An 18,406-nucleotide genomic window follows, 5' to 3' on the forward strand; every position below is an offset into this window, starting at 1 on the left:
CATGTGATTCTTATCGTATGACGCCGATCACAGAGGTGGAGGGGCGGCGCCTGGCGCTCAGCAATCTCGACAAGGTTCTGTATCCGGCCACCGGAACCACCAAGGGCGAGGTGCTGCACTACTACGCGGCCACGGCGGCGGGGGCCCTGCTCGCGCATCTGTACAACCGGCCGGTGTCCTTCCTGCGCTATCCGGACGGGCCGGACGGGCAGCGGTTCTTCACCAAGAACCCCCCGCCGGGCACCCCGTCCTGGGTGAGGATCGCCGAGGTGCCGCGGCACATGGCGCAGCAGGCCGGACAGGTGCTCATCCAGGATCTGGCGTCGCTGATGTGGGCGGCGAACCTGGTGGTGGAGTTCCATACGCCGCAGTGGCAGGCCGACAGCCCGGGCATCGCCGACCGGATGGTGTTCGACCTCGATCCGGGGGCTCCGGCAACTGTCGTGGAGTGCTGCGCGGTGGCCCTGTGGCTGCGCGACCGGCTGGCGACGGACGGGCTGCTCGCGTACGGGAAGACCTCCGGATCGAAGGGGCTGCATGTTCTCGTACCACTGGAACCGGCCTCCTCCGACCGGGTGTCGGCGTACGCCAAACAGCTGGCGGTGGAGGCGGAGCGGGCCCTTCCGAAGCTGGTGGTGCACCGGATGACGCGGGCGCTGCGGCCCGGGAAGGTGTTCGTCGACTTCAGTCAGAACGCGGCGGCGAAGACCACCGCCACCCCGTACACGCTGCGCGCCAGGGCCGAGCCGACCGTGTCCGCGCCCGTCGCCTGGGCCGAGATCGAGGACTGCCGGAGCCCCGCCGAGCTGATCTTTCTGGCCGACGACATGGCCGGGCGGCTGGAGCGGTACGGGGATCTGCTCGGCCCGCTCATCAATCCGAACCGGGCCCGGCCGCTGCCCTGATGCCCGAGTCGTGGCGCACACATCCGGCCGTTGTCATGCCTGCGAGCAAAAGGCTGCATGTGGCGGGTGGATTGCCCGGGCCGTGGTGCACACTCTGCGCAGGCACTGCAATCACGTGAATCCGCGGGGAGGCGATGGCATGTTGGCGGGGATCGACGAGGTCGACTGGGCCTCGATGGAGCATGCCTACGGGCCTGCCGACGACGTGCCGGGCCTCCTCCGGGGGCTCGCGTCCGCCGATCCGGCCGAGCGCGAACAGGCGCTGGACGGCATGTACGGGGCCGTTCACCACCAGGGGGATGTGTACGCCTGCACACTCGCCTGCATTCCCTTCCTCTTCGAGCTGGTCGTGGACCCGGGGATCCACGACCGGGGCAGCATCGTCGAGCTGCTCACCAGCATCGGCGGCATCGATCTGGACGAGGACGACGACGAGGAGTTCGACGAGGAGGAGACCGACGAGGAGGAGATCGAGGACGCGGCGAACTACGCGATGGCGGCCTCGGCCGTCACCGCCGGCGCCGGGGCGTTCTTCGAGCTCATCGCCGACGAGGACCCGGGGGTACGACTCGCCGCGCCGCTGGCACTCGCCACGCTGCACAGCCACCCGGTGCGGGTCCTCGCGCTGCTGCGGGAGCGGCTGCCGGTGGAGCCGGACGAGGAGGTGCGGCTCGCGCTCGTGGAGGCGGCGGGTCGGGTCGCACTGCGGAACCGCCCGCTGGCCGGGCAGGCGGCGGACTGGCTGAGCCGCCTCGCCGCGGAGGCGTACGCCCCGGCGCTGCGGCTGGCTGCCCTCGCCCAGCTGGCCCGCTGTGCGCCGGACGCGCTACCGGGCGATGTCGTACGGATGGTGGCGGGGCTGCTGACGGAGCTGCGCTCGACACCCGGCACATCGGTCGGCGTGCCGGACCCGGTTGGCACCGCCGCACAGGTCGACGAGCCGAGTCCGGGCGAACCCGCCGATGAGCGGGGTGCGCCGGTGACCCTGGTGGGGCAGGTGCGGGCACTGTCCGCGGCGGAATCCGCAGGGCGCAGCGCCCCCTGGACGGCGGATCTGCTGCGGACGCTGCATGTCGGGCTCGACGACCGGGTCGCCGACCGGAGCGCGCTGCTGATCGACCAACTGCGCAGCCCCGACCGCTGGCAGCGCATCGATGCGGTACGGATGAGCAGCGGGCTGATACGGGCCTGGCGGGGCTCGTACGAGGAGCTGGTCCGCCTCGTGGGTGCTCAACTCGCGGACCCCGAGCCGCGGCTGGCCGAGGCCGCCTCGCACATGCTGGAGGATCTGTTCGGGCTGGCCGCGCCCGCCGCCGACGCGCTGGCTGCGCGGGTGGCGTCGGATCCCGGGTCCTGGGTGAAGGAGTGGGAGAGCGAGCCGCCGGGGCTCGGCAGCCCGGTGAAGGCGCTGGCCCGGCTGGGTGACGCCCGTGCGGTGCCCGCGCTGGCCGCCGCGCTGGAGCGGCCCGAGGTGCCGCACGACGTGGGGTTCGCCATCGGACATCTGGGCGCGGCCGCGGCCCCGCTCGCCGGAGCGCTGCGGCGCAGGCTGGGCGGGCTCGATCTCGACGAAGGGGTGTACGACCGGGCGAGTCCGCTGCTCGGCGGGCTGACCGCGCTGCGGGCGGGCGAGGCGGCGCCGGAGGTGCTGCGGGTGCTGCGCGGGGCGCCGGAGTACCGCGGGGAGTGGCTGCGGACCTCGGCACTGCGGGCACTCGGCTCGTTCGGTCCGGCCGCCCGGTGCGCCGTCCCGGAGTTGCGGGCGCTGATCCGCCGCCCGGGGACCCCGGCGGCGACGGAAGCGGCTCAGGCGCTGTGGGCGGTCGAGGGGGACGCGGAGGCCGTGCTGCCGGTTCTGATCGAGGGCCTGGGGGCGGAGCACGTGCACGAGCGGCGCTCGGCGGTGAGCGCGCTGGGCGAGCTGGGTGCGCACGCGGCCGCGGTGGCGCCCCGGCTGCGGGCGTTGCTGCTCCACGACGAGCTGTGGCTGCGGGTGGATGCGGCGATCGCCTTGTGGGAGGTGACGGGGCGGTCCGAGGAGTCCGTACCGGTCATGCTGGCCGCCTGGGAGAAGAACCGTCATGTCAGGGTCCGGGTGGCGGAATGCCTGGCGCTGATGGGTGTTGCTGGTGCAGGGTCGGATGCGGCACATGTGCTGCGTGCCGAACTCGCCTCCGTACGACGTCACAACGCCATGGACGGCGGGTACGGCAGCCACGACACATACGAGGACGAAAAGCTGCTGGTGCTCTGCCGGCGAGCGCTTCACGAAGCAACGGGGAAGGGGCCCACGACATGATCATTTTTGGTACGCGAGGCTATCTGTACCAACTGGCCATTCTGACTCTGGTCTGCGGCTGGTGCGGCAATCCGTCCGCGCACACGCTGCGGAAGCGGGTCACGAAGTTCACGCTGTTCTTCGTTCCCCTGTTCCCGTTCTCGACGAAGTACGCGACGCAGTGCACGTTCTGCGGCGGGGAGCAGAAGATCCCGAAGGAGCAGGCCGACCAACTGCTGGCGCAGCACGTGGCGTCGCAGGACGGCAACCCGTTCGGACAGGCCCAGCAGCAGCCGGGGTATGCCCAGGACGGACAGAACCCCTACCAGCGCTGATACACCTCCGGCAGCACCGGTAGCAAAAAGACATAAGGGACTTCCTTCCGCATAAGGTCGATGGGTCACGGGTCGGCAGACCCATGACCTCGGACGTCCGGGAAGGGAGGGAGTCATGCGCCCGCATCGCCGGGTGACGCGCCGCGCGAAGGCGGCCCTCGTGGCCGGCTTCGGCACCGCGCTGCTGGCCGGCTGCGGCGTCGGCGGCGAGCTGAGGAGTGCCGGAAGGGCCCCGACCGCCATCGGGCCCGCCCGGCTCTGGCCGCAGCTGCCGCCCGCCTCCGCCGCCCCGTACGACTACGGCGAGGGCGTGACGGCGCGCATCCTCGGGATCACGGTCCCGCACGACGATGTGCGCGAGGTGGATCCGGTCGCCGTGGTGCAGGCCGACCTGTTGGCCACCACCAGCCGGTCCATCGGTTCGGACGAGCTCCCCGCGGACACGGTCCGGAAGATCACCGCATGCCGCACCGCGCCGGCCGCCTGCCCGGTCCTGCAGCCGTACTACCGCGATCTGACGGGCGACGGCAGGGACGACATGGTGCTCGGCGTGCGGCGGAGCGACGGGCGGCTCTCCGTGCGCGTCTACATGGCGGAGGCGGGCAGGCTGACCCGGATCATGGCCGTCTCGGACTCCGTGATCAGCGTGGAGCTGGCCGGGTGGGACGTGATCATGCGAGTGCCATCGGCGATCGCCGGATACGAATACCGGACGGCCTGGTCCTGGGACGACCACCAGCGGGCGATGCTGCCGACGCGGGACGAGATCCTGCGGAAGGCCCCGGAGACGGCGCCCAGCGGCCGGCCGAGCGCGGAGCCCAGCCCTGAACCGACCATGGCGCCGCCGACGGTCACCGCCTCCGCGGGGCGGCGATGAGGCGACGGAGACTGCGCGCGCCCGCGTGGACCGCGACGCTCACCTGGAAAGCGGCGGTGTTCATCACCGTGATGTGCTGCGCACTCGCCGCGCTGCTGGGCGCACTGGTGCACACCGCGGTGACCCGGGAGACCGTCGCCGAGGCCCGCACCGAGGCGCTCTCCCGGCTGGACGACGTCACCGCGGCGTACAAGGCGGGCGAGGCGCTCCCGCCGGGTTCCGGTATCGATCCGCCCGGGCTGCCCGCGTCCCTGCGTGCCCTCGCCGTGAGCGGGCGTCAGGGCACGCTCGTCGCCCGCCGCCACGGGCGTCCGACCATGTGGGCGGCAGGCCCGGCCGACGGCCGCGCGCTGGCCACCGCGGTCGACTACAGCCAGAGCGCCCACGTGATCAACAGCCTCGACCGGGCGATCGTCGGCTCCTCGCTGCTGGCGATCGGCGCCACGCTGCTGGTCGGCGCGTTCGCCGTCACCCGGGTCACCCGTCGGCTGCACCAGACCGCCCGGGTGGCCCGCCGGATCGGTGCGGGCGATCTCGACGCCCGCGTCGACGATCCCCGCACCCGGGACCCGTCGCGCCCGCAGGACGAGGTGGCGATCGTCGCCGGTGCGCTGGACACCATGGCGTCCACGCTCCAGCGCAAGCTGCTGGCCGAGCAGCGCTTCACCGCCGATGTGGCGCACGAGCTGCGCACCCCGCTGACCGGTCTCTCGGCCGCGGCCGAGCTGTTGCCGGCGGGCCGCCCGGCTGAGCTGGTGCGGGACCGGGTGCGGACGATGCGGGCGCTGACGGAGGATCTGCTGGAGATCTCCCGGCTCGACGCCCGGACGGAAGAGGTCGATCTCGCGGTTCACGAACTGGCTCCGCTCGCCGTTCGTGTGGCGGGCGCCTCGGGAACGGAGACCGAGGTCCGCATCCTGGGGGCGGAAGCCGGAACCGGGGCGAGGCCCGTGCGTGTGGAGACCGACAAGCGGCGGCTGGAGCGGGTCCTCGGTAATCTGATCGCCAATGCGCACAAGCACGGCCGGCCGCCGGTGGTCGTGACGGTCGACGGGCCGGTGGTGACCGTACGCGATCACGGTCCGGGGTTCCCGGACTATCTGCTGGCCGGTGGTCCTCAGCGGTTCCGTACCGAGGGCGGCGGCAAGGGTCACGGGCTCGGACTGACCATCGCCGTCGGGCAGTCGGCGGTCATCGGCGCCGAGCTCGTCTTCGCCAACGCGGAGGACGGCGGGGCGGTGGCGCGGCTGACGCTCCCTGAGTACGTACGGCTCGACGGCGGCGAACCGCCCGGCCATGACGACCAGACAGAGGCGATGTAAGGGAAATTAACTGGCATAAGGGGAATATGGTGCACCTCTTGCTACGTTGCGGGGCATGACCGCAACGAGGACGGACGCACCCCCGCCGCAGCTACGCCTGCCCAAGCGGCGCGGGGTCGAGCTCTCGCTCCTCGTCGGAGCCGTCCTCATCTCCGTCTACGGCTACGCCGCCGTCGGCCTCGCGCACGACCACGCGATCCCGCCCGATGTCGCCGGTTACGGTGCCGGCCTCGGGCTGCTCGCACTCCTCGCCCATCTCGCCGTCCGCTTCCGTGCCCCGCACGCCGATCCGCTGCTGCTCCCCATCGCCGTCCTGCTCAACGGCCTCGGGCTGGTGCTGATCTACCGGCTCGACCTGGAGACCCCGAAGGACCAGGCGGCGCCCACCCAGCTGATCTGGTCGACGCTCGGGGTCGCGCTCTTCATCGTGGTCGTCGTCTTCCTCCGCGACCACCGGGTGCTCCAGCGGTACGCGTACCTGTCGGTCGCCGCAGCGCTCGTCCTGATGATCGTGCCGATCTTCTTCCCCGCGGTGAACGGTGCCAAGATCTGGATCCGAATCGGCGGATTCTCGTTCCAGCCGGGCGAGTTCGCCAAGATCCTGCTCGCCGTCTTCTTCGCCGCGTACCTCTCCGCGAACCGCAACGCGCTCGCCTACACGGGACGCAGGATCTGGAGACTCCAACTGCCCACCGGCCGGGTGCTCGGCCCGATCGTGGCGATCTGGCTGCTCAGTGTCGGGGTGCTGGTCCTCGAGCGCGATCTTGGGACCTCGCTGCTCTTCTTCGGCCTCTTCGTGATCATGCTGTACGTGGCGACCGGCCGGACCGGGTGGATCGCGGTGGGGCTGCTGCTCGCCGCCGTCGGCGCGTTCGCCGTCGGCTCCTTCGAGCCCCATGTGCACAGCCGGGTGCAGGACTGGCTCGATCCGTTCGCCTCCATCGACGCGGGCGAGGGACCGAGCCAGCTCGCCCAGTCGCTCTTCGCGTTCGCCGCGGGCGGGATGCTGGGCACCGGGCTCGGTCTCGGCCACTCCATCCTCATCGGCTTCGCCGCCAAGTCCGACTTCATCCTGGCCACGGCGGGCGAGGAACTCGGGCTCTCCGGGCTGACCGCGGTCTTCCTGCTGTACGCGCTGCTGGTCGCACGCGGCTACCGGGCCGGGCTCGCCCTGCGAGACCCCTTCGGGCGGCTGCTGTCGATCGGGCTCGCCTCGATCCTGGCCCTCCAGGTCTTCGTGATCGCGGGTGGCGTGATGGGACTGATCCCGCTGACGGGCATGGCGATGCCGTTCCTCGCCCAGGGCGGTTCGTCCGTCGTGACCAACTGGATCATCGTGGCGCTGCTCATCCGGATCAGCGACCTCGCCCGCACCCCCCACCCCGACCGGGTGGAGACCGGGGACATCGCACCGATCGTGGAGGACCCGTCGTGATCCGCTACATCCGGCGGGCCGCCGCGTTCTGCCTGCTGCTGCTCGTGGCGCTGCTGCTCAACGCCGCCCGCATCCAGGTCTTCCAGGCGGACCAACTGGACGACAACCCCGCCAACCGCCGCCGGACGATCGACCGCTACGACCAGCCGCGGGGCAACATCCTGGTCGGCGGGAAATCGGTCACCGGCTCCAAGAACACGGACGAGCGGCTCACCTACGAGCGCACCTACATTGACGGGCCGCTGTACGCGCCGGTGACCGGGTACGCCTCGCAGACGTACGGCACGACGCTCATCGAGAACGCCGAGGACGACATCCTCTCCGGCACCGATCCGCTGCTCGCCCCGCTGCCGCTGTGGGACGAGATCACCCGCAGCCGGCAGCCCGGCGGCAACGTCGCAACGACCGTCAAGGACTCCATGCAGCGCGCCGCGTACGCCGGGCTGGGCGGGCGGCGGGGTGCGGTCGCCGCCCTCGAACCGTCGACCGGCAAGATCCTGGCGCTGGTCTCGACCCCTTCGTACGACCCCGAACGGCTCTCCGGCACCGGCTCGTCGGTCACCGACGCCTGGCGGCAGTTCAACAGGGCGAGGAGCCAGCCGATGCTCAACCGGGCGATCCGGCAGACCTATCCGCCGGGCTCCACCTTCAAGATCGTGACGGCGGCTGCGGCGCTCGACGCGGATGTGGTCGAGGACCCTCATGCGGAGACCGACACCCCGTCCCCGTACGTCCTGCCGGGGACCAGCACCACGCTCCCCAATGAGGCACGCGGCTGCGAGTACGCGTCGCTCGCCGAGGCGATCCGGGTGTCGTGCAACACCGTGATGGCCCATCTGGGGGTGGACGTCGGACTCGACGGGATGGTGAAGGCGGCGCGGAAGTTCGGCTTCAACGACAGCGGGCTGAGGATCCCGTCCGGCGTGGCCAGAAGCAACTTCGACACCGATATGAGCAACGACCAGCTGGCCCTGTCGTCGATCGGACAGTTCAACACGACGGCGACACCGCTGCAGATGGCCATGGTGGCGTCGGCCGTCGCGAACGGCGGTGACCTCAAGTACCCGTACCTGGTGGACCGTACGACGACCAGGAGCGGCACCACCGTCCATCAGAACGGCCCGCGCCCCTACCACCAGGCGATGAGCCCGCGGACGGCGACGCAGCTGCGGCAGATGATGATCGACGTCGTCGAGCAGGGCACGGGGTCCAATGCCGCGATCGACGGGGCGACGGTCGGCGGCAAGACCGGCACCGCTCAGCACGGCATCGACAACTCCGGCACCCCGTATGCCTGGTTCATCTCCTGGGCACAGGCGCCGAACGCGAGCCGGCCGGCGGTCGCGGTCGCGGTGGTCGTCGAGGACGCCGCCGCGAAGCGGGCGGACATCAGCGGGGGCGGCAGCGCGGCGCCGATCGCCCGGGCCGTCATGGAGGCGGCGCTGCGCGGCTGACGGCACGCAGGGGCGCACCTCCATCCGGGCCGTCTCGCCGCTCGGAACGGCCCGTACGGCGCGGCACACGCTGATTACTGTGCGGCCATGACATCCATGACATCGGAGAACGGCCACGAACTCGCCCAGGTGAACATCGCCCGGCTCAGATTCCCGCTGGACTCACCCGAGTTGAAAGACTTTGTCGAGGCCCTCGATCCGGTCAACGCGGTCGCCGACCGAGCCGCGGGGTTCATCTGGAGGCTGCAGAGCGAAACCGGGAACGCCACCGACGTACCGGTTTTCGGAGACTCCTGGTTGATCGTGAACATGTCGGTGTGGCGCGACACGGACGCACTGACGGCCTTCATGTACCAGGGGCAGCATCGCGAACTCCTCGCCCGGCGCCGCGAATGGTTCGAGCGGGTGGAGGAGGCGATGACCGCACTGTGGTGGGTTCCGGCGGGCGAGCGCCCGACGGTGCAGGACGCCGAGGAGCGCCTGCGGATCCTGCGCGAACACGGCCCGACGGAGAGGGCTTTCACGCTGCGGACCAGCTTCCCGGCGCCCACCCCCGTCGCGGACTGATCGCCGATCGGCGTGCGCGACTCGGCACGGACGCCGACGGTGTCCGCCGCCGGCTGATTCAGCTCTGCGGCGCGACCTGGCGCTCGACGACCCGCCGGTGACGGCGGGGGTCGTGTCGACGCCGCCGAAGCCCTCTGTCGTGGCCCGGAGGCGTGCGTCACCGCCGCGGGCATCGCGGCGACGCACACCACGCCGCCGGAGGCTCCGGTGCGGGTGGCGGAGCCGGTGCGCGGCTTCACGGCCGGCCTCTGGGCGCCGGCCGTCGAAGACCCTCGCACCGGGCCGACGGCATCCTCTAGTGCTGCGCAGCGCCCTCCGCTATCGCCTCCTCGACCTCCGCGACCCGCGCCTGCTCCTCCGCCGCGAACCGGTCCCGGTCCAGCTGCTCGGCTATCTCCTCGTCCTGGGCCATGAGCAGGTCGAGGTTGGAGTCGCCGAGTTCGAAGACGCCCATGTCGACGTACGCCTTCTGCAGCCGCTCGCCCCACAGACCGATGTCCTTGACGCACGGCACGATGCGGCTGAACAGCAGCTTGCGGAAGAGCTGCAGGTACTCCGAGTGCTCGGAGAGGTCCTTGGCCTCCTGCTTGCCTATGCCGAAGTTCTCCAGCACCTCGACGCCGCTGAGACGGTCGCGCATCAGATAGCAGCCCTCGATGACGAACTCCTCGCGCTCGCGCAGTTCGGCGTCGCTCAGCTGCTTGTAGTAGTCGCGCAGCGCCATCCGGCCGAAGGCGACGTGCCGGGCCTCGTCCTGCATGACGTAGGCGAGGATCTGCTTGGGCAGCGGCTTGGTCGTGGTGTCGCGGATCATGCCGAACGCGGCCAGCGCCAGGCCCTCGATCAGGACCTGCATGCCCAGGTAGGGCATGTCCCAGCGGGAGTCGCGCAGGGTGTCGCCGAGCAGGCCCTGGAGGTTGTCGTTGATCGGGTAGAGCATCTGCACCTTCTCGTGCAGGAACCGGCCGTATATCTCCGCGTGCCGGGCCTCGTCCATGGTCTGGGTGGCGGAGTAGAACTTCGCGTCCAGGTCGGGGACGGACTCCACGATCCGGGCCGCACAGACCATCGCGCCCTGCTCACCGTGGAGGAACTGGCTGAACTGCCACGAGGTGTAGTGCTTGCGCAGTTCGCCCCGGTCCTTCTCGGTCATCTTGGCCCAGTGCGGGGTGCCGTACAGCGTGAGGGCCTCGTCGGGGGTGCCCAGCGGATCGGCGGGGTCGACCTCCAGGGACCAGTCGATGCGCTTGTTGCCGTCCCACTGCTTGTCCTTGCCCTTCTGGTAGAGGGCGAGAAGGCGTTCACGGCCGTCGTCGTAGTCCCAGCTGAAGCGGGCGGCGCCGGAGGCGGGCACCTGCCACAGGGGCGTGTCGGGGGCGGTGGTGTAGAGGTCGTGTGTCGACACGGACGGCTCCTTCGCCTCGCATGCTCGGACAAGTTCCGCTGCGGTTGGGTCAGTTGGCAGGTTCACACGTTGGTAGACGCCGAGTCAACAAGTCGCGCGCGAGGGATTGACTGCCTTACTGACGAGCAGTCTCATAAGGAGTGACCCCCGGTAACCCACGTGTGAGGTGCCCCCAGCCATGACGACAGTGACCGAACGCGACGTGCAGGTGCTCCGCGACGCACTCGGCCCGCTCCGGGACCGCGAGCAGATCGCCGAGCGCCTCCTGGAGTCCTCGGCCAAGCACTCCTTCGATCCGGACACCGAACTCGACTGGGATGCGGCGGTCGAGGACGGAAAGTGGTTCTGGCCGCCCGAGCTCGTCTCCCTCTACGACACCCCGCTGTGGCGGAAGATGTCGGAGGAGCAGCGGATGGACCTGGCCCGGCACGAGGCGGCGTCGCTGGCGTCGCTCGGCATCTGGTTCGAGATCATCCTGATGCAGCTGCTGGTCCGGCACATCTACGACAAGCCGGTGACCAGCAATCATGTCCGTTACGCGCTGACCGAGATTGCCGACGAGTGCCGGCACTCGATGATGTTCGGCCGCATGATCCAGTGGGGGCAGGCGCCCAGCTATCCCGTACCGCGCGTCTACCACAACCTGGCGCGGGTCCTGAAGACCGTCTCCACGACGCCCGGTTCGTTCGCCGCGACCCTGCTCGGCGAGGAGATCCTCGACTGGATGCAGCGGCTGACGTTCCCGGACGAGCGCGTCCAGACGCTGGTGCGCGGCGTGACCCGTATCCATGTGGTCGAGGAGGCACGGCACGTGCGCTACGCCCGCGAGGAGCTGCGCCGCCAGATGGTCACGGCACCTCGCTGGGAGCGCGAGTTCACCCGGCTGAGCTGCGGGGAGGCGGCGCGCGTCTTCTCCGTCTGCTTCATCAACCCGCAGGTGTACGAGAACGTCGGCCTGGACCGCCGCGAGGCCGTCGCCCAGGTGAAGGCGAGCGGCCACCGGGCGGAGGTCATGCAGTCGGGTGCGAAGCGGCTGACGGACTTCCTCGACGACATCGGCGTGTTGAACGGGGTGGGGCGCAAGCTGTGGAAGAGCTCGGGTCTGCTGGCCTGAGCCGGCTTCCGCGGCGGAGGGAGCGCCGCAGGGGGTGTCCGGCGGATCATGGCCGGGAGCCGCCGGACACCCCCTAGGCTTCGAGGCATGACCTCTGCCGCCGCAGCCCCGCCGAACCGCGCGTACCGAAGGCTCAGCGTCGAGGAGCGTCGCACGCAACTCCTGGGCGCCGCCCTCACCCTGTTCGCGCACCGGGCGCCGGACGAGGTCTCGCTCGACGAGGTCGCGGCGGTGGCCGGTGTCTCCCGTCCGCTCGTCTACCGCTACTTCCCCGGTGGGCGGCAGCAGTTGTACGAGTCGGCGCTCCGGTCCGCGGCGGACGAACTGAAACTCTGCTTCGCCGAGCCGGCCGAGGGCCCGCCCACGGAACGGGTGACGCGAGTGCTCGGCCGCTACCTCAGGTTCGTCGACGAGCACGACACCGGGTTCAGCGCCCTGCTGCGCGGCGGAAGCGTCGCCGAGACGTCCCGGACGACGGCGATCGTCGACGAGGTGCGGCGGGCGGCGGCCGAACAGATCCTGCTGCATCTGGGCCGGGGAGACGGATGTGCGCCCGGGCCCCGGCTGCGGATGTTGGTGCGGACCTGGATCGCAGCCGTCGAGGCGGCCTCGCTGATCTGGCTGGACGAGGAGAAACAGCCCGTCGCCGACGAGCTGCGCGACTGGCTGGTCGACCAGTTGATCGCCCTGCTCGCGGCCACCGCGGCGACGGACGGGGAGGCGGCGTCCGTGGTGGCGGCACTGCTGTCGCTGGAGACCGCATCCGGTCCTGCCGGAAAGCTGGCGGCCCGACTGGTCCCCGTGCTCGGCGGGGCGGCCCACCTGCTGCCGCCGGACTGAGCCCCGGAACACACCCTGGGTCAGACTGGGGACGTGAGAAGCGAGAACACCACCTTCAGGGGCGGCCCGCTGGACGGGCGGGTCCTCCCCGTCCTCGTCGGCTCGACCGGCCATCCGCCCAAGTGGTACGAGGTCCCGGTGCCGGACGCCGACGGCGGGCCGGCCACCGTGTACGCGTACCGGCGGGTCCCGGCCGGATACTCCAAGCGGCTGGGTGTGCAGCGCGGCTGGGTGTACGAGTACGCCCCCGAGGGCCGCGAGCGCCACACTCTCAAGTGGCCCTGGTCGAAACCGAGCTGACCCGCTGGTCCGGGCGGGGTGCGTCGCCCGCCTCTCGATTGCCGGACGCCCCAAGGGCTGTCCCGTCATCCCTGGCGGGCGCACGACGACAGCCACGGCACCTCGCTGCGTTGTCGGAACGCCCGAACAGGCCCATCCGCCTTGCGATGCACCGCATCTGACGCCGCGCGCTGATCCACCAGGGATTACGGGACAGCCCTTAAGATCGACGGATCCATGGTCACGAGAACGGTCACAAGGGGGTGCGCCATGGAGGCGCTGCGTCAGGACGATCCACGCCGCTTCGGTCCGTACACCGTGCTGGCGCGGTTCCGCGAGACGGCGAGCGCTGTCCAGTACCTCGCGCACGACGCGAGCGCGGACCACACCGTCGTGATCACCGCGGCCCGGCCCGAGCTTGCCGCACTGCCCGCCTTCCGCCGCCGCTTCGAGGCGGAGGCACGCACCGCGGACCGGCTGGCGGGTGGCTGGGTCCAGCCGCAGCTCGCCACCCGTACGGATGACGGGGAGCTGTGGACGGCCGTGGCGTACGTACCGGCGCTGACGCTCGCCGAGGCGATCGACGCCGCGGGGCCCCTCCCCGAGCGTGCCGTGCGGATACTGGGTGCGGGCATCACCGAGACGCTCTCCCGGGTGCACGCCACCGGGGCCGTGCTGGAGGGGCTCGCCCCGGGGACCGTGCTGCTGGCCGGGGACGGACCGCGGCTCACCGCCTTCGGCCCGCTGGGCGCTGCGGCCGAAGCCGAGGCCAGAACGGGCGGGCAGCTCTCCGTGCGGCTCGGATATCTCACCCCGGAGCAGGTCGAGGGAGGGACGGCGGGACCGGCCTCCGACCTCTTCGTGCTCGGTCTGCTGCTGGCGTACGCGGCGACCGGCACGACCCCGCTCGCGGACGGCCCGGCGGCGGAGGCGGCCGAGCGGATCGCCCACGCCGAGCCGGAACTGGGCGCGGTCCCGGAGGACTTGCGCGGGCTGATCGCGCGCTGCCTGACCAAGGACCCGGCCGAGCGGCCGAGCTCCGGGACGGTGGCGGCGGAACTGGCACTGGAGGGCGCGGCGGGCCTCGCGAGGGGCGGCTGGCTGCCGGAGCAGCTGTCGAAGGCGCTTGCGGAACAGGAGTCCCGCGTCAGGGAGCTGGTGTCCGAAGGGGCGGCCGACGAGCCGGCGGACAGCCCCGATGGCACAGCCCCGCGCGGTTCGCTCACCGAACCTGCCGACGCCACGCCCGACAGCCCCGCCACCGGCGCGCCCGGCGACGGCGGCCTCGGGGAGGACACTCGGACCACCCGGATCGGAAGCGTCGGCAGCCCCCGCGCCCCGGAGCCCGACCGGCCGACCACCCAGCTGTCCATCCCGCGTGAACGGACCGGTCCCCCCGATCGGCTGCCCGTCGGCCTGCCGCCCGTCGCGCCGCTCGTGCCGCGCCCGCTCCCGGCCCCGGCAGCGGCAATGACCGCCCCGCCCCCGCCGCCCGTGACGCCCACGCCCGCGCCTTCCTCTTCCTCGTCCCCCTTCGCCGCCCTCGACCGTCGCACCCTGCTCTTCGGTGCGGCCGCCGGCGCGGCCGGCCTGATCGTCGGCGGTGGGGGTGTGCTCGCCCTCGGGTCCGACGGCTCCGACGCCCCGGACGACGGCAAGCCCGCCCCGTCCCCCAGCGGCCCCACCGTGGCCGGGCTGCCGCCGCAGCCGCGTTGGGTGTACGGGCACCCCGAGGCCGAACCCGCGCCGCTCACCGCCGCGCTCTGGCACGACCGGCTGCTCGTGCTGACCGGTGAGACGAAGGCCTCCGCCGTCGATCTGCGGACCGGCCGCCGCCTCTGGGAGTGCCCTGACGCGGCGAAGGGGCAGGCGGCCCTGGCTGCCGGTGACGCGTTCTGCTTCGTCGCCGGGCCGTCCGAGTTCCTCTGGCTGTCGCCGAAGGACGGAACGGTCGCGCACCGGGTGGCGTACGAGAACGAGTTCGAGGGTGCACCGTTCCTGACGGTGTCCGACGTCATCGGCCAGTCCGGTCCGGCGATCTGGTTCACCGGCTCGCGCAAGGTCACCGTGAAGGCCGAGAAGCCGAAGAAGGGCAAGAAGCGCGGGAAGGACACACAGGTCGTCACGTCGTTCCTGTTCGCGTACGACATCGTGCGGCGCAAGGAGCTGTGGCGGACCCCTGTACCCACCGGCCGGGAATCGACGCCCCCCGCCTACCAGCTGATCGCCGTCCGCCCCGACGACATCGTCGTACGCCAGAAGAGCGCGACGCTCACCCCCGGCGACGTCAAGGCCGCCAAGGGCAAGGCGGTCTTCCGTGGGTTCGACCGCAAGAGCGGGAAGCTGCTGTGGACCAAGTCGTTCGGCACGGTCGGTCCGGACGGCGCAGCCGTCGGGGATGACCAGGGACTGCTGTACGCGGCGGCGGGCGACGCCCTCCAGTCGTTCGAGATGCCCACGGGCAAGCCGAAGTGGACGCTGAACGGCACACCCGGGTCGGTGTTCGGGACACCGGTCCCGGCCGGGGCCCTGCTGCACACCACCAGCCGCAACCAGGAAGTGGGCGCGGTCGAGCGGGAGTCCGGAAAGCTGCGCTGGCGGCGGTCCACCGAGGCGGTGCCCGGCGCATCGACGCCGGTCGTCACCGTGAGTTCCAGCGGCAGGACCGTGCTGGCGGCCGGGGACGCGCAGGTCACCGCGTTCGCCGCGGCGGACGGCCGGCGACTGTGGAAGTTCCAGGACATCGGGGTGCAGGACCCGAAGGGCGCCACGGTCACCGCCCCGTACCGGGTGCTGGCCTTCGGGGAGTCCGCCGTCGTCCAGCGGGAACGGATGTTCTACGCGTTCCCCGTGAAGTGACCTCGGGGGCCGTCGGATCAGGGCCCCGGCCGTGATCCGCCGGACCCCTCGCGGGTCGTCCCGCCGTCCGGGCGAATCCGGGCGCCGCCACGTCGCACGGTTCTTGCATCGCCCGCGCCCGAGTGACCGTATTGACGAGTTGCGCTCACTCATGGGGAGTCCCACGATCGCCCCGTCATCGGAGGTGATCCCGTGTCGTCCAGGGTTCTGCGCACCCTCTGCGCGGCGGCACTCGCCGCGGTGGTCGCGGCCTCACCCGCCGTCGCCGCCGCCGCGGAGCCGAGCAGTCCCGGCCCCGCCCGTGAGCCACGCGCCACGAAGAGCGTCGCCGAGCTGCTGACCGAGCTCAAGAAGCTGTATCAGCGGGCCGAGGAGGCCAGCGAGGCGTACAACGGAACCACGGCGAAGCTGAAGAAGAGGCAGGCGGAGGCGAAGAAGCTGGACACCGCTCTCGTCGTGGCGCGGACCGCGCTGGGCCACAGCCGCAACGACGCGGGGCGGCTGGCCCGGGAGCAGTACCAGGGGCAGTCCGATTTCTCCTCGTACGTCCAGCTGATGCTGTCCCGCGATCCCGAGCACGCCCTGGACCAGGAACACGTGATCCGGCGGGTGGCTGCCGGCCGGGCCGCGACCGTGAAGCGGCTCACCGGCGCCGAGAAGCGCGCGGACGCCCTGGCCTCCGCGTCCCGCAAGGTGCTCGAGAAGCAGCGAGTGCTGGCCGCGCGGCAGAAGAAGCAGCGCGACACCGTGCAGTCGCGGCTGAGGAAGGTGGAGGTGCTGCTGGCCGAGCTCACCGCCGAGCAGATCGCCAAGGTGTCCCGACTGGAGCAGCAGGCCACGGACAAGGCCCAGGGCACGCTGGTCACCTCGGGCGCCCTGTCCTCGGCCCGACCGCCGTCTCAGGAGGGCGACGACGCGGTGAAGTACGCGGTCAGGCAGCTCGGCAAGCCGTATGTGTGGGGCGCGGAGGGTCCGGGGTCGTTCGACTGCTCCGGGCTCACCTCGCAGGCCTGGGCGAACGCGGGGCGCACGATTCCGCGGACCTCGCAGGAGCAGTGGCGGCAGCTGCGGAAGGTACCGCTGAACGCGCTGCGCCCGGGTGACCTGGTGATCTACTTCCCGAAGGCCACGCACGTGGCCCTGTACGTCGGCAACGGCCTGGTGGTGCAGGCGCCCCGGCCCGGGTCGCAGGTGAAGGTCTCGCCGCTGGCGTCGAATCCGCTGCTGGGCGCCGTGCGTCCGGATCCGAAGAGCCCGTCGCTGAGCAGTTACAGCCTCCCGGAGCTGGCCCCGGACGCGTCCAGCGGCTCGGATGCCGGGTACAACTCCTCGTCCGCGCCCGGCGACGAGTAGCCGCACGCACTACCCCCCGTACACACGTCAGCCGGGCCGCACGCCGTCGCTCTCCCGACGGGAACCGGCCCGGCTGTCGTGTCTGTCCTGGCGGTACGACGGTCAGGCCGCCGCTGCCTCCGAGACCTGCGCGAGGTACGCGTTCGTCTTCTCGGGATCGAAGAAGAAGTTGTCGAAGTCCGCCGGGTTGTTGAACCCGTTGGCGAACCGGTCGGCGACCGGCTGCAGCTGACCGGCGGCGCCGATCAGGTTCAGCACGTGCTCCGGCGGTACACCGAGCATGGCGTTCGTCCACTTCACCACGTGCTGCGCGGTGTCCCAGTAGCGGTCGAACGTGGACTGCATCCAGTCCGCGTCGAACGGCCGGTCGCCGTGCTCGATGATCGACTTCAAGTACGCGTCGGCGCACTTGGAGGCGGAGTTGGAGCCCTGGCCGGTGATCGGGTCGTTGGCGACGACGACATCAGCCACTCCGAGCACCAGGCCGCCGCCGGGCAGCCGGCCGATCGGCTTGCGCACGGTCGGGGCGTAACGGCCCGCCAGGGTTCCATTGGCGTCGGTCAGTTCGACCTTGGTCGCACGCGCGTACTCCCACGGCGTGAACTGCTCCATGAGCTCCAGCGTCTTCGCGAGGTGCTCGGAGGGGTCCTTGATGCCCTGGAAGACGTCCAGCGGGCCGCCCGGGACGCCCTCCCAGAACAGGATGTCGGCGCGGCCGGACGTGGTCAGGGTCGGCATCACGAAGAGCTCGCCGACACCGGGGACCAGGTTGCAGCGGACCGCGTCGAACTCGGGGTGCTCGGGGCGCGGACCCATGCCGTGGACGTACGCGACGGCCAGGGCGCGCTGCGGGGCGTCGAACGGCGAACGGGACGCGTCCCGACCGAACATGGAGACCAGCTCGCCCTTGCCCGCGGAGACCATCACCAGGTCGTAGGTGCGGGAGAAGTAGTCGAGGTCGGAGACGGCCGCCCCGTGGATGACGAGCTGTCCGCCGCGCTGGGCGAACGTCTCCATCCAGCCGGCCATCTTCACGCGCTGGTCGACGGACTGGGCGAAGCCGTCCAGCTTGCCGACCCAGTCGACGGCGCGCGAGGAGTCGGGGGCGGCGACCGACACGCCGAGGCCCTCGATGCGTGGGGCTTGGGACTCCCAGAAGTTGAGCTGGAGGTCACGCTCGTGCTGCAGCGCGGTGTGGAACATGCACTGCGTGGACATGACCCGGCCGGACCGGATCTCGTCGGCGGTGCGGTTGGACATCAGGGTGACTTCGTACCCACTGGACTGCAGTCCGAGGGCGAGCTGGAGACCGGACTGGCCGGCTCCGACTATGAGTATCTTCCGCATCGCGGTTCTCCGTTACGTCTACGTGGTACGTGCGCG

The 18,406-nt window shown here is 71.2% G+C and carries 15 protein-coding genes; 13 read left to right on the top strand and 2 right to left on the bottom strand.

All coding sequences use genetic code 11. The features are described from left to right. Positions 1-17: 17 nt before the first annotated feature. The 8 genes from ligD to ACFU8W_RS27725 all read left to right on the top strand — a co-directional run bounded on the left by ligD (position 18) and on the right by ACFU8W_RS27725 (position 9,173). The gene (gene ligD / locus ACFU8W_RS27690) at positions 18-905 is read left to right on the top strand and encodes a non-homologous end-joining DNA ligase (RefSeq protein WP_384042474.1); all 888 of its coding nucleotides are present in this window, start codon (positions 18-20) and stop codon (positions 903-905) included. Between the two features lie 139 nt (positions 906-1,044). After that, positions 1,045-3,204 carry a HEAT repeat domain-containing protein gene (locus tag ACFU8W_RS27695; RefSeq protein ID WP_384042477.1) on the top strand — a complete coding sequence of 720 codons (2,160 nt, stop codon included), beginning with the start codon at positions 1,045-1,047 and terminating at the stop codon, positions 3,202-3,204. After that, complete coding sequence (locus ACFU8W_RS27700; protein WP_345510338.1) at positions 3,201-3,518, top strand: zinc-ribbon domain-containing protein; 318 nt, start codon at positions 3,201-3,203, stop codon at positions 3,516-3,518. The genes ACFU8W_RS27695 and ACFU8W_RS27700 overlap by 4 nt, the downstream gene beginning before the upstream one ends. A 115-nt stretch (positions 3,519-3,633) precedes the next feature. Further along, positions 3,634-4,395, top strand: coding sequence for a hypothetical protein (locus ACFU8W_RS27705; RefSeq protein ID WP_384042481.1), 762 nt, complete (start codon positions 3,634-3,636; stop codon positions 4,393-4,395). Then, positions 4,392-5,717: an ATP-binding protein gene (locus ACFU8W_RS27710; RefSeq protein WP_384042484.1), complete on the top strand. Its 1,326-nt coding sequence runs from the start codon at positions 4,392-4,394 to the stop codon at positions 5,715-5,717. Before ACFU8W_RS27705 ends, ACFU8W_RS27710 begins: the two co-directional genes overlap by 4 nt. Positions 5,718-5,772: 55 nt before the next feature. Continuing rightward, positions 5,773-7,152: an FtsW/RodA/SpoVE family cell cycle protein gene (locus ACFU8W_RS27715; RefSeq protein ID WP_384042486.1), complete on the top strand. Its 1,380-nt coding sequence runs from the start codon at positions 5,773-5,775 to the stop codon at positions 7,150-7,152. Beyond that, positions 7,149-8,606 carry a penicillin-binding transpeptidase domain-containing protein gene (locus ACFU8W_RS27720; protein ID WP_384042489.1) on the top strand — a complete coding sequence of 486 codons (1,458 nt, stop codon included), beginning with the start codon at positions 7,149-7,151 and terminating at the stop codon, positions 8,604-8,606. The genes ACFU8W_RS27715 and ACFU8W_RS27720 overlap by 4 nt, the downstream gene beginning before the upstream one ends. Positions 8,607-8,693: 87 nt before the next feature. Further along, the gene (locus ACFU8W_RS27725; RefSeq protein ID WP_384042492.1) at positions 8,694-9,173 is read left to right on the top strand and encodes a DUF3291 domain-containing protein; all 480 of its coding nucleotides are present in this window, start codon (positions 8,694-8,696) and stop codon (positions 9,171-9,173) included. A 295-nt stretch (positions 9,174-9,468) separates the two neighbouring features. Here the strand turns inward: ACFU8W_RS27725 and ACFU8W_RS27730 are convergent, their stop codons facing one another. Beyond that, a complete protein-coding gene (locus ACFU8W_RS27730) occupies positions 9,469-10,578 on the bottom strand; it encodes a ferritin-like domain-containing protein (protein WP_345510343.1) in 1,110 nt (369 codons plus the stop codon). Between the two features lie 178 nt (positions 10,579-10,756). Here ACFU8W_RS27730 and ACFU8W_RS27735 point away from each other — a divergent pair, with 178 nt between their 5' ends. The 5 genes from ACFU8W_RS27735 (at position 10,757) to ACFU8W_RS27755 (ending at position 17,023) form a co-directional block, all read left to right on the top strand. Continuing rightward, on the top strand, positions 10,757-11,692 hold the full coding sequence (locus ACFU8W_RS27735; protein ID WP_266981509.1) for a diiron oxygenase: 936 nt from the start codon (positions 10,757-10,759) through the stop codon (positions 11,690-11,692). Positions 11,693-11,779: 87 nt separating this feature from the next. After that, a complete protein-coding gene (locus tag ACFU8W_RS27740; RefSeq protein WP_384042497.1) occupies positions 11,780-12,532 on the top strand; it encodes a TetR/AcrR family transcriptional regulator in 753 nt (250 codons plus the stop codon). Positions 12,533-12,565: 33 nt separating this feature from the next. Continuing rightward, positions 12,566-12,832: a hypothetical protein gene (locus ACFU8W_RS27745; RefSeq protein ID WP_327244355.1), complete on the top strand. Its 267-nt coding sequence runs from the start codon at positions 12,566-12,568 to the stop codon at positions 12,830-12,832. A 249-nt stretch (positions 12,833-13,081) separates the two neighbouring features. Further along, the gene (locus ACFU8W_RS27750) at positions 13,082-15,670 is read left to right on the top strand and encodes a PQQ-binding-like beta-propeller repeat protein (protein WP_384042501.1); all 2,589 of its coding nucleotides are present in this window, start codon (positions 13,082-13,084) and stop codon (positions 15,668-15,670) included. A gap of 192 nt (positions 15,671-15,862) precedes the next feature. Next, complete coding sequence (locus tag ACFU8W_RS27755) at positions 15,863-17,023, top strand: NlpC/P60 family protein (protein ID WP_384042504.1); 1,161 nt, start codon at positions 15,863-15,865, stop codon at positions 17,021-17,023. Between the two features lie 102 nt (positions 17,024-17,125). On the opposite strand, the gene ACFU8W_RS27760 is transcribed toward ACFU8W_RS27755, so the two are convergent. Further along, complete coding sequence (locus ACFU8W_RS27760; protein WP_345510350.1) at positions 17,126-18,370, bottom strand: styrene monooxygenase/indole monooxygenase family protein; 1,245 nt, start codon at positions 18,368-18,370, stop codon at positions 17,126-17,128. Positions 18,371-18,406 lie beyond the last annotated feature (36 nt).

It is taken from the genome of Streptomyces sp. NPDC057565 (assembly GCF_042801455.1).
Taxonomy (GTDB): domain Bacteria; phylum Actinomycetota; class Actinomycetes; order Streptomycetales; family Streptomycetaceae; genus Streptomyces; species Streptomyces yanii.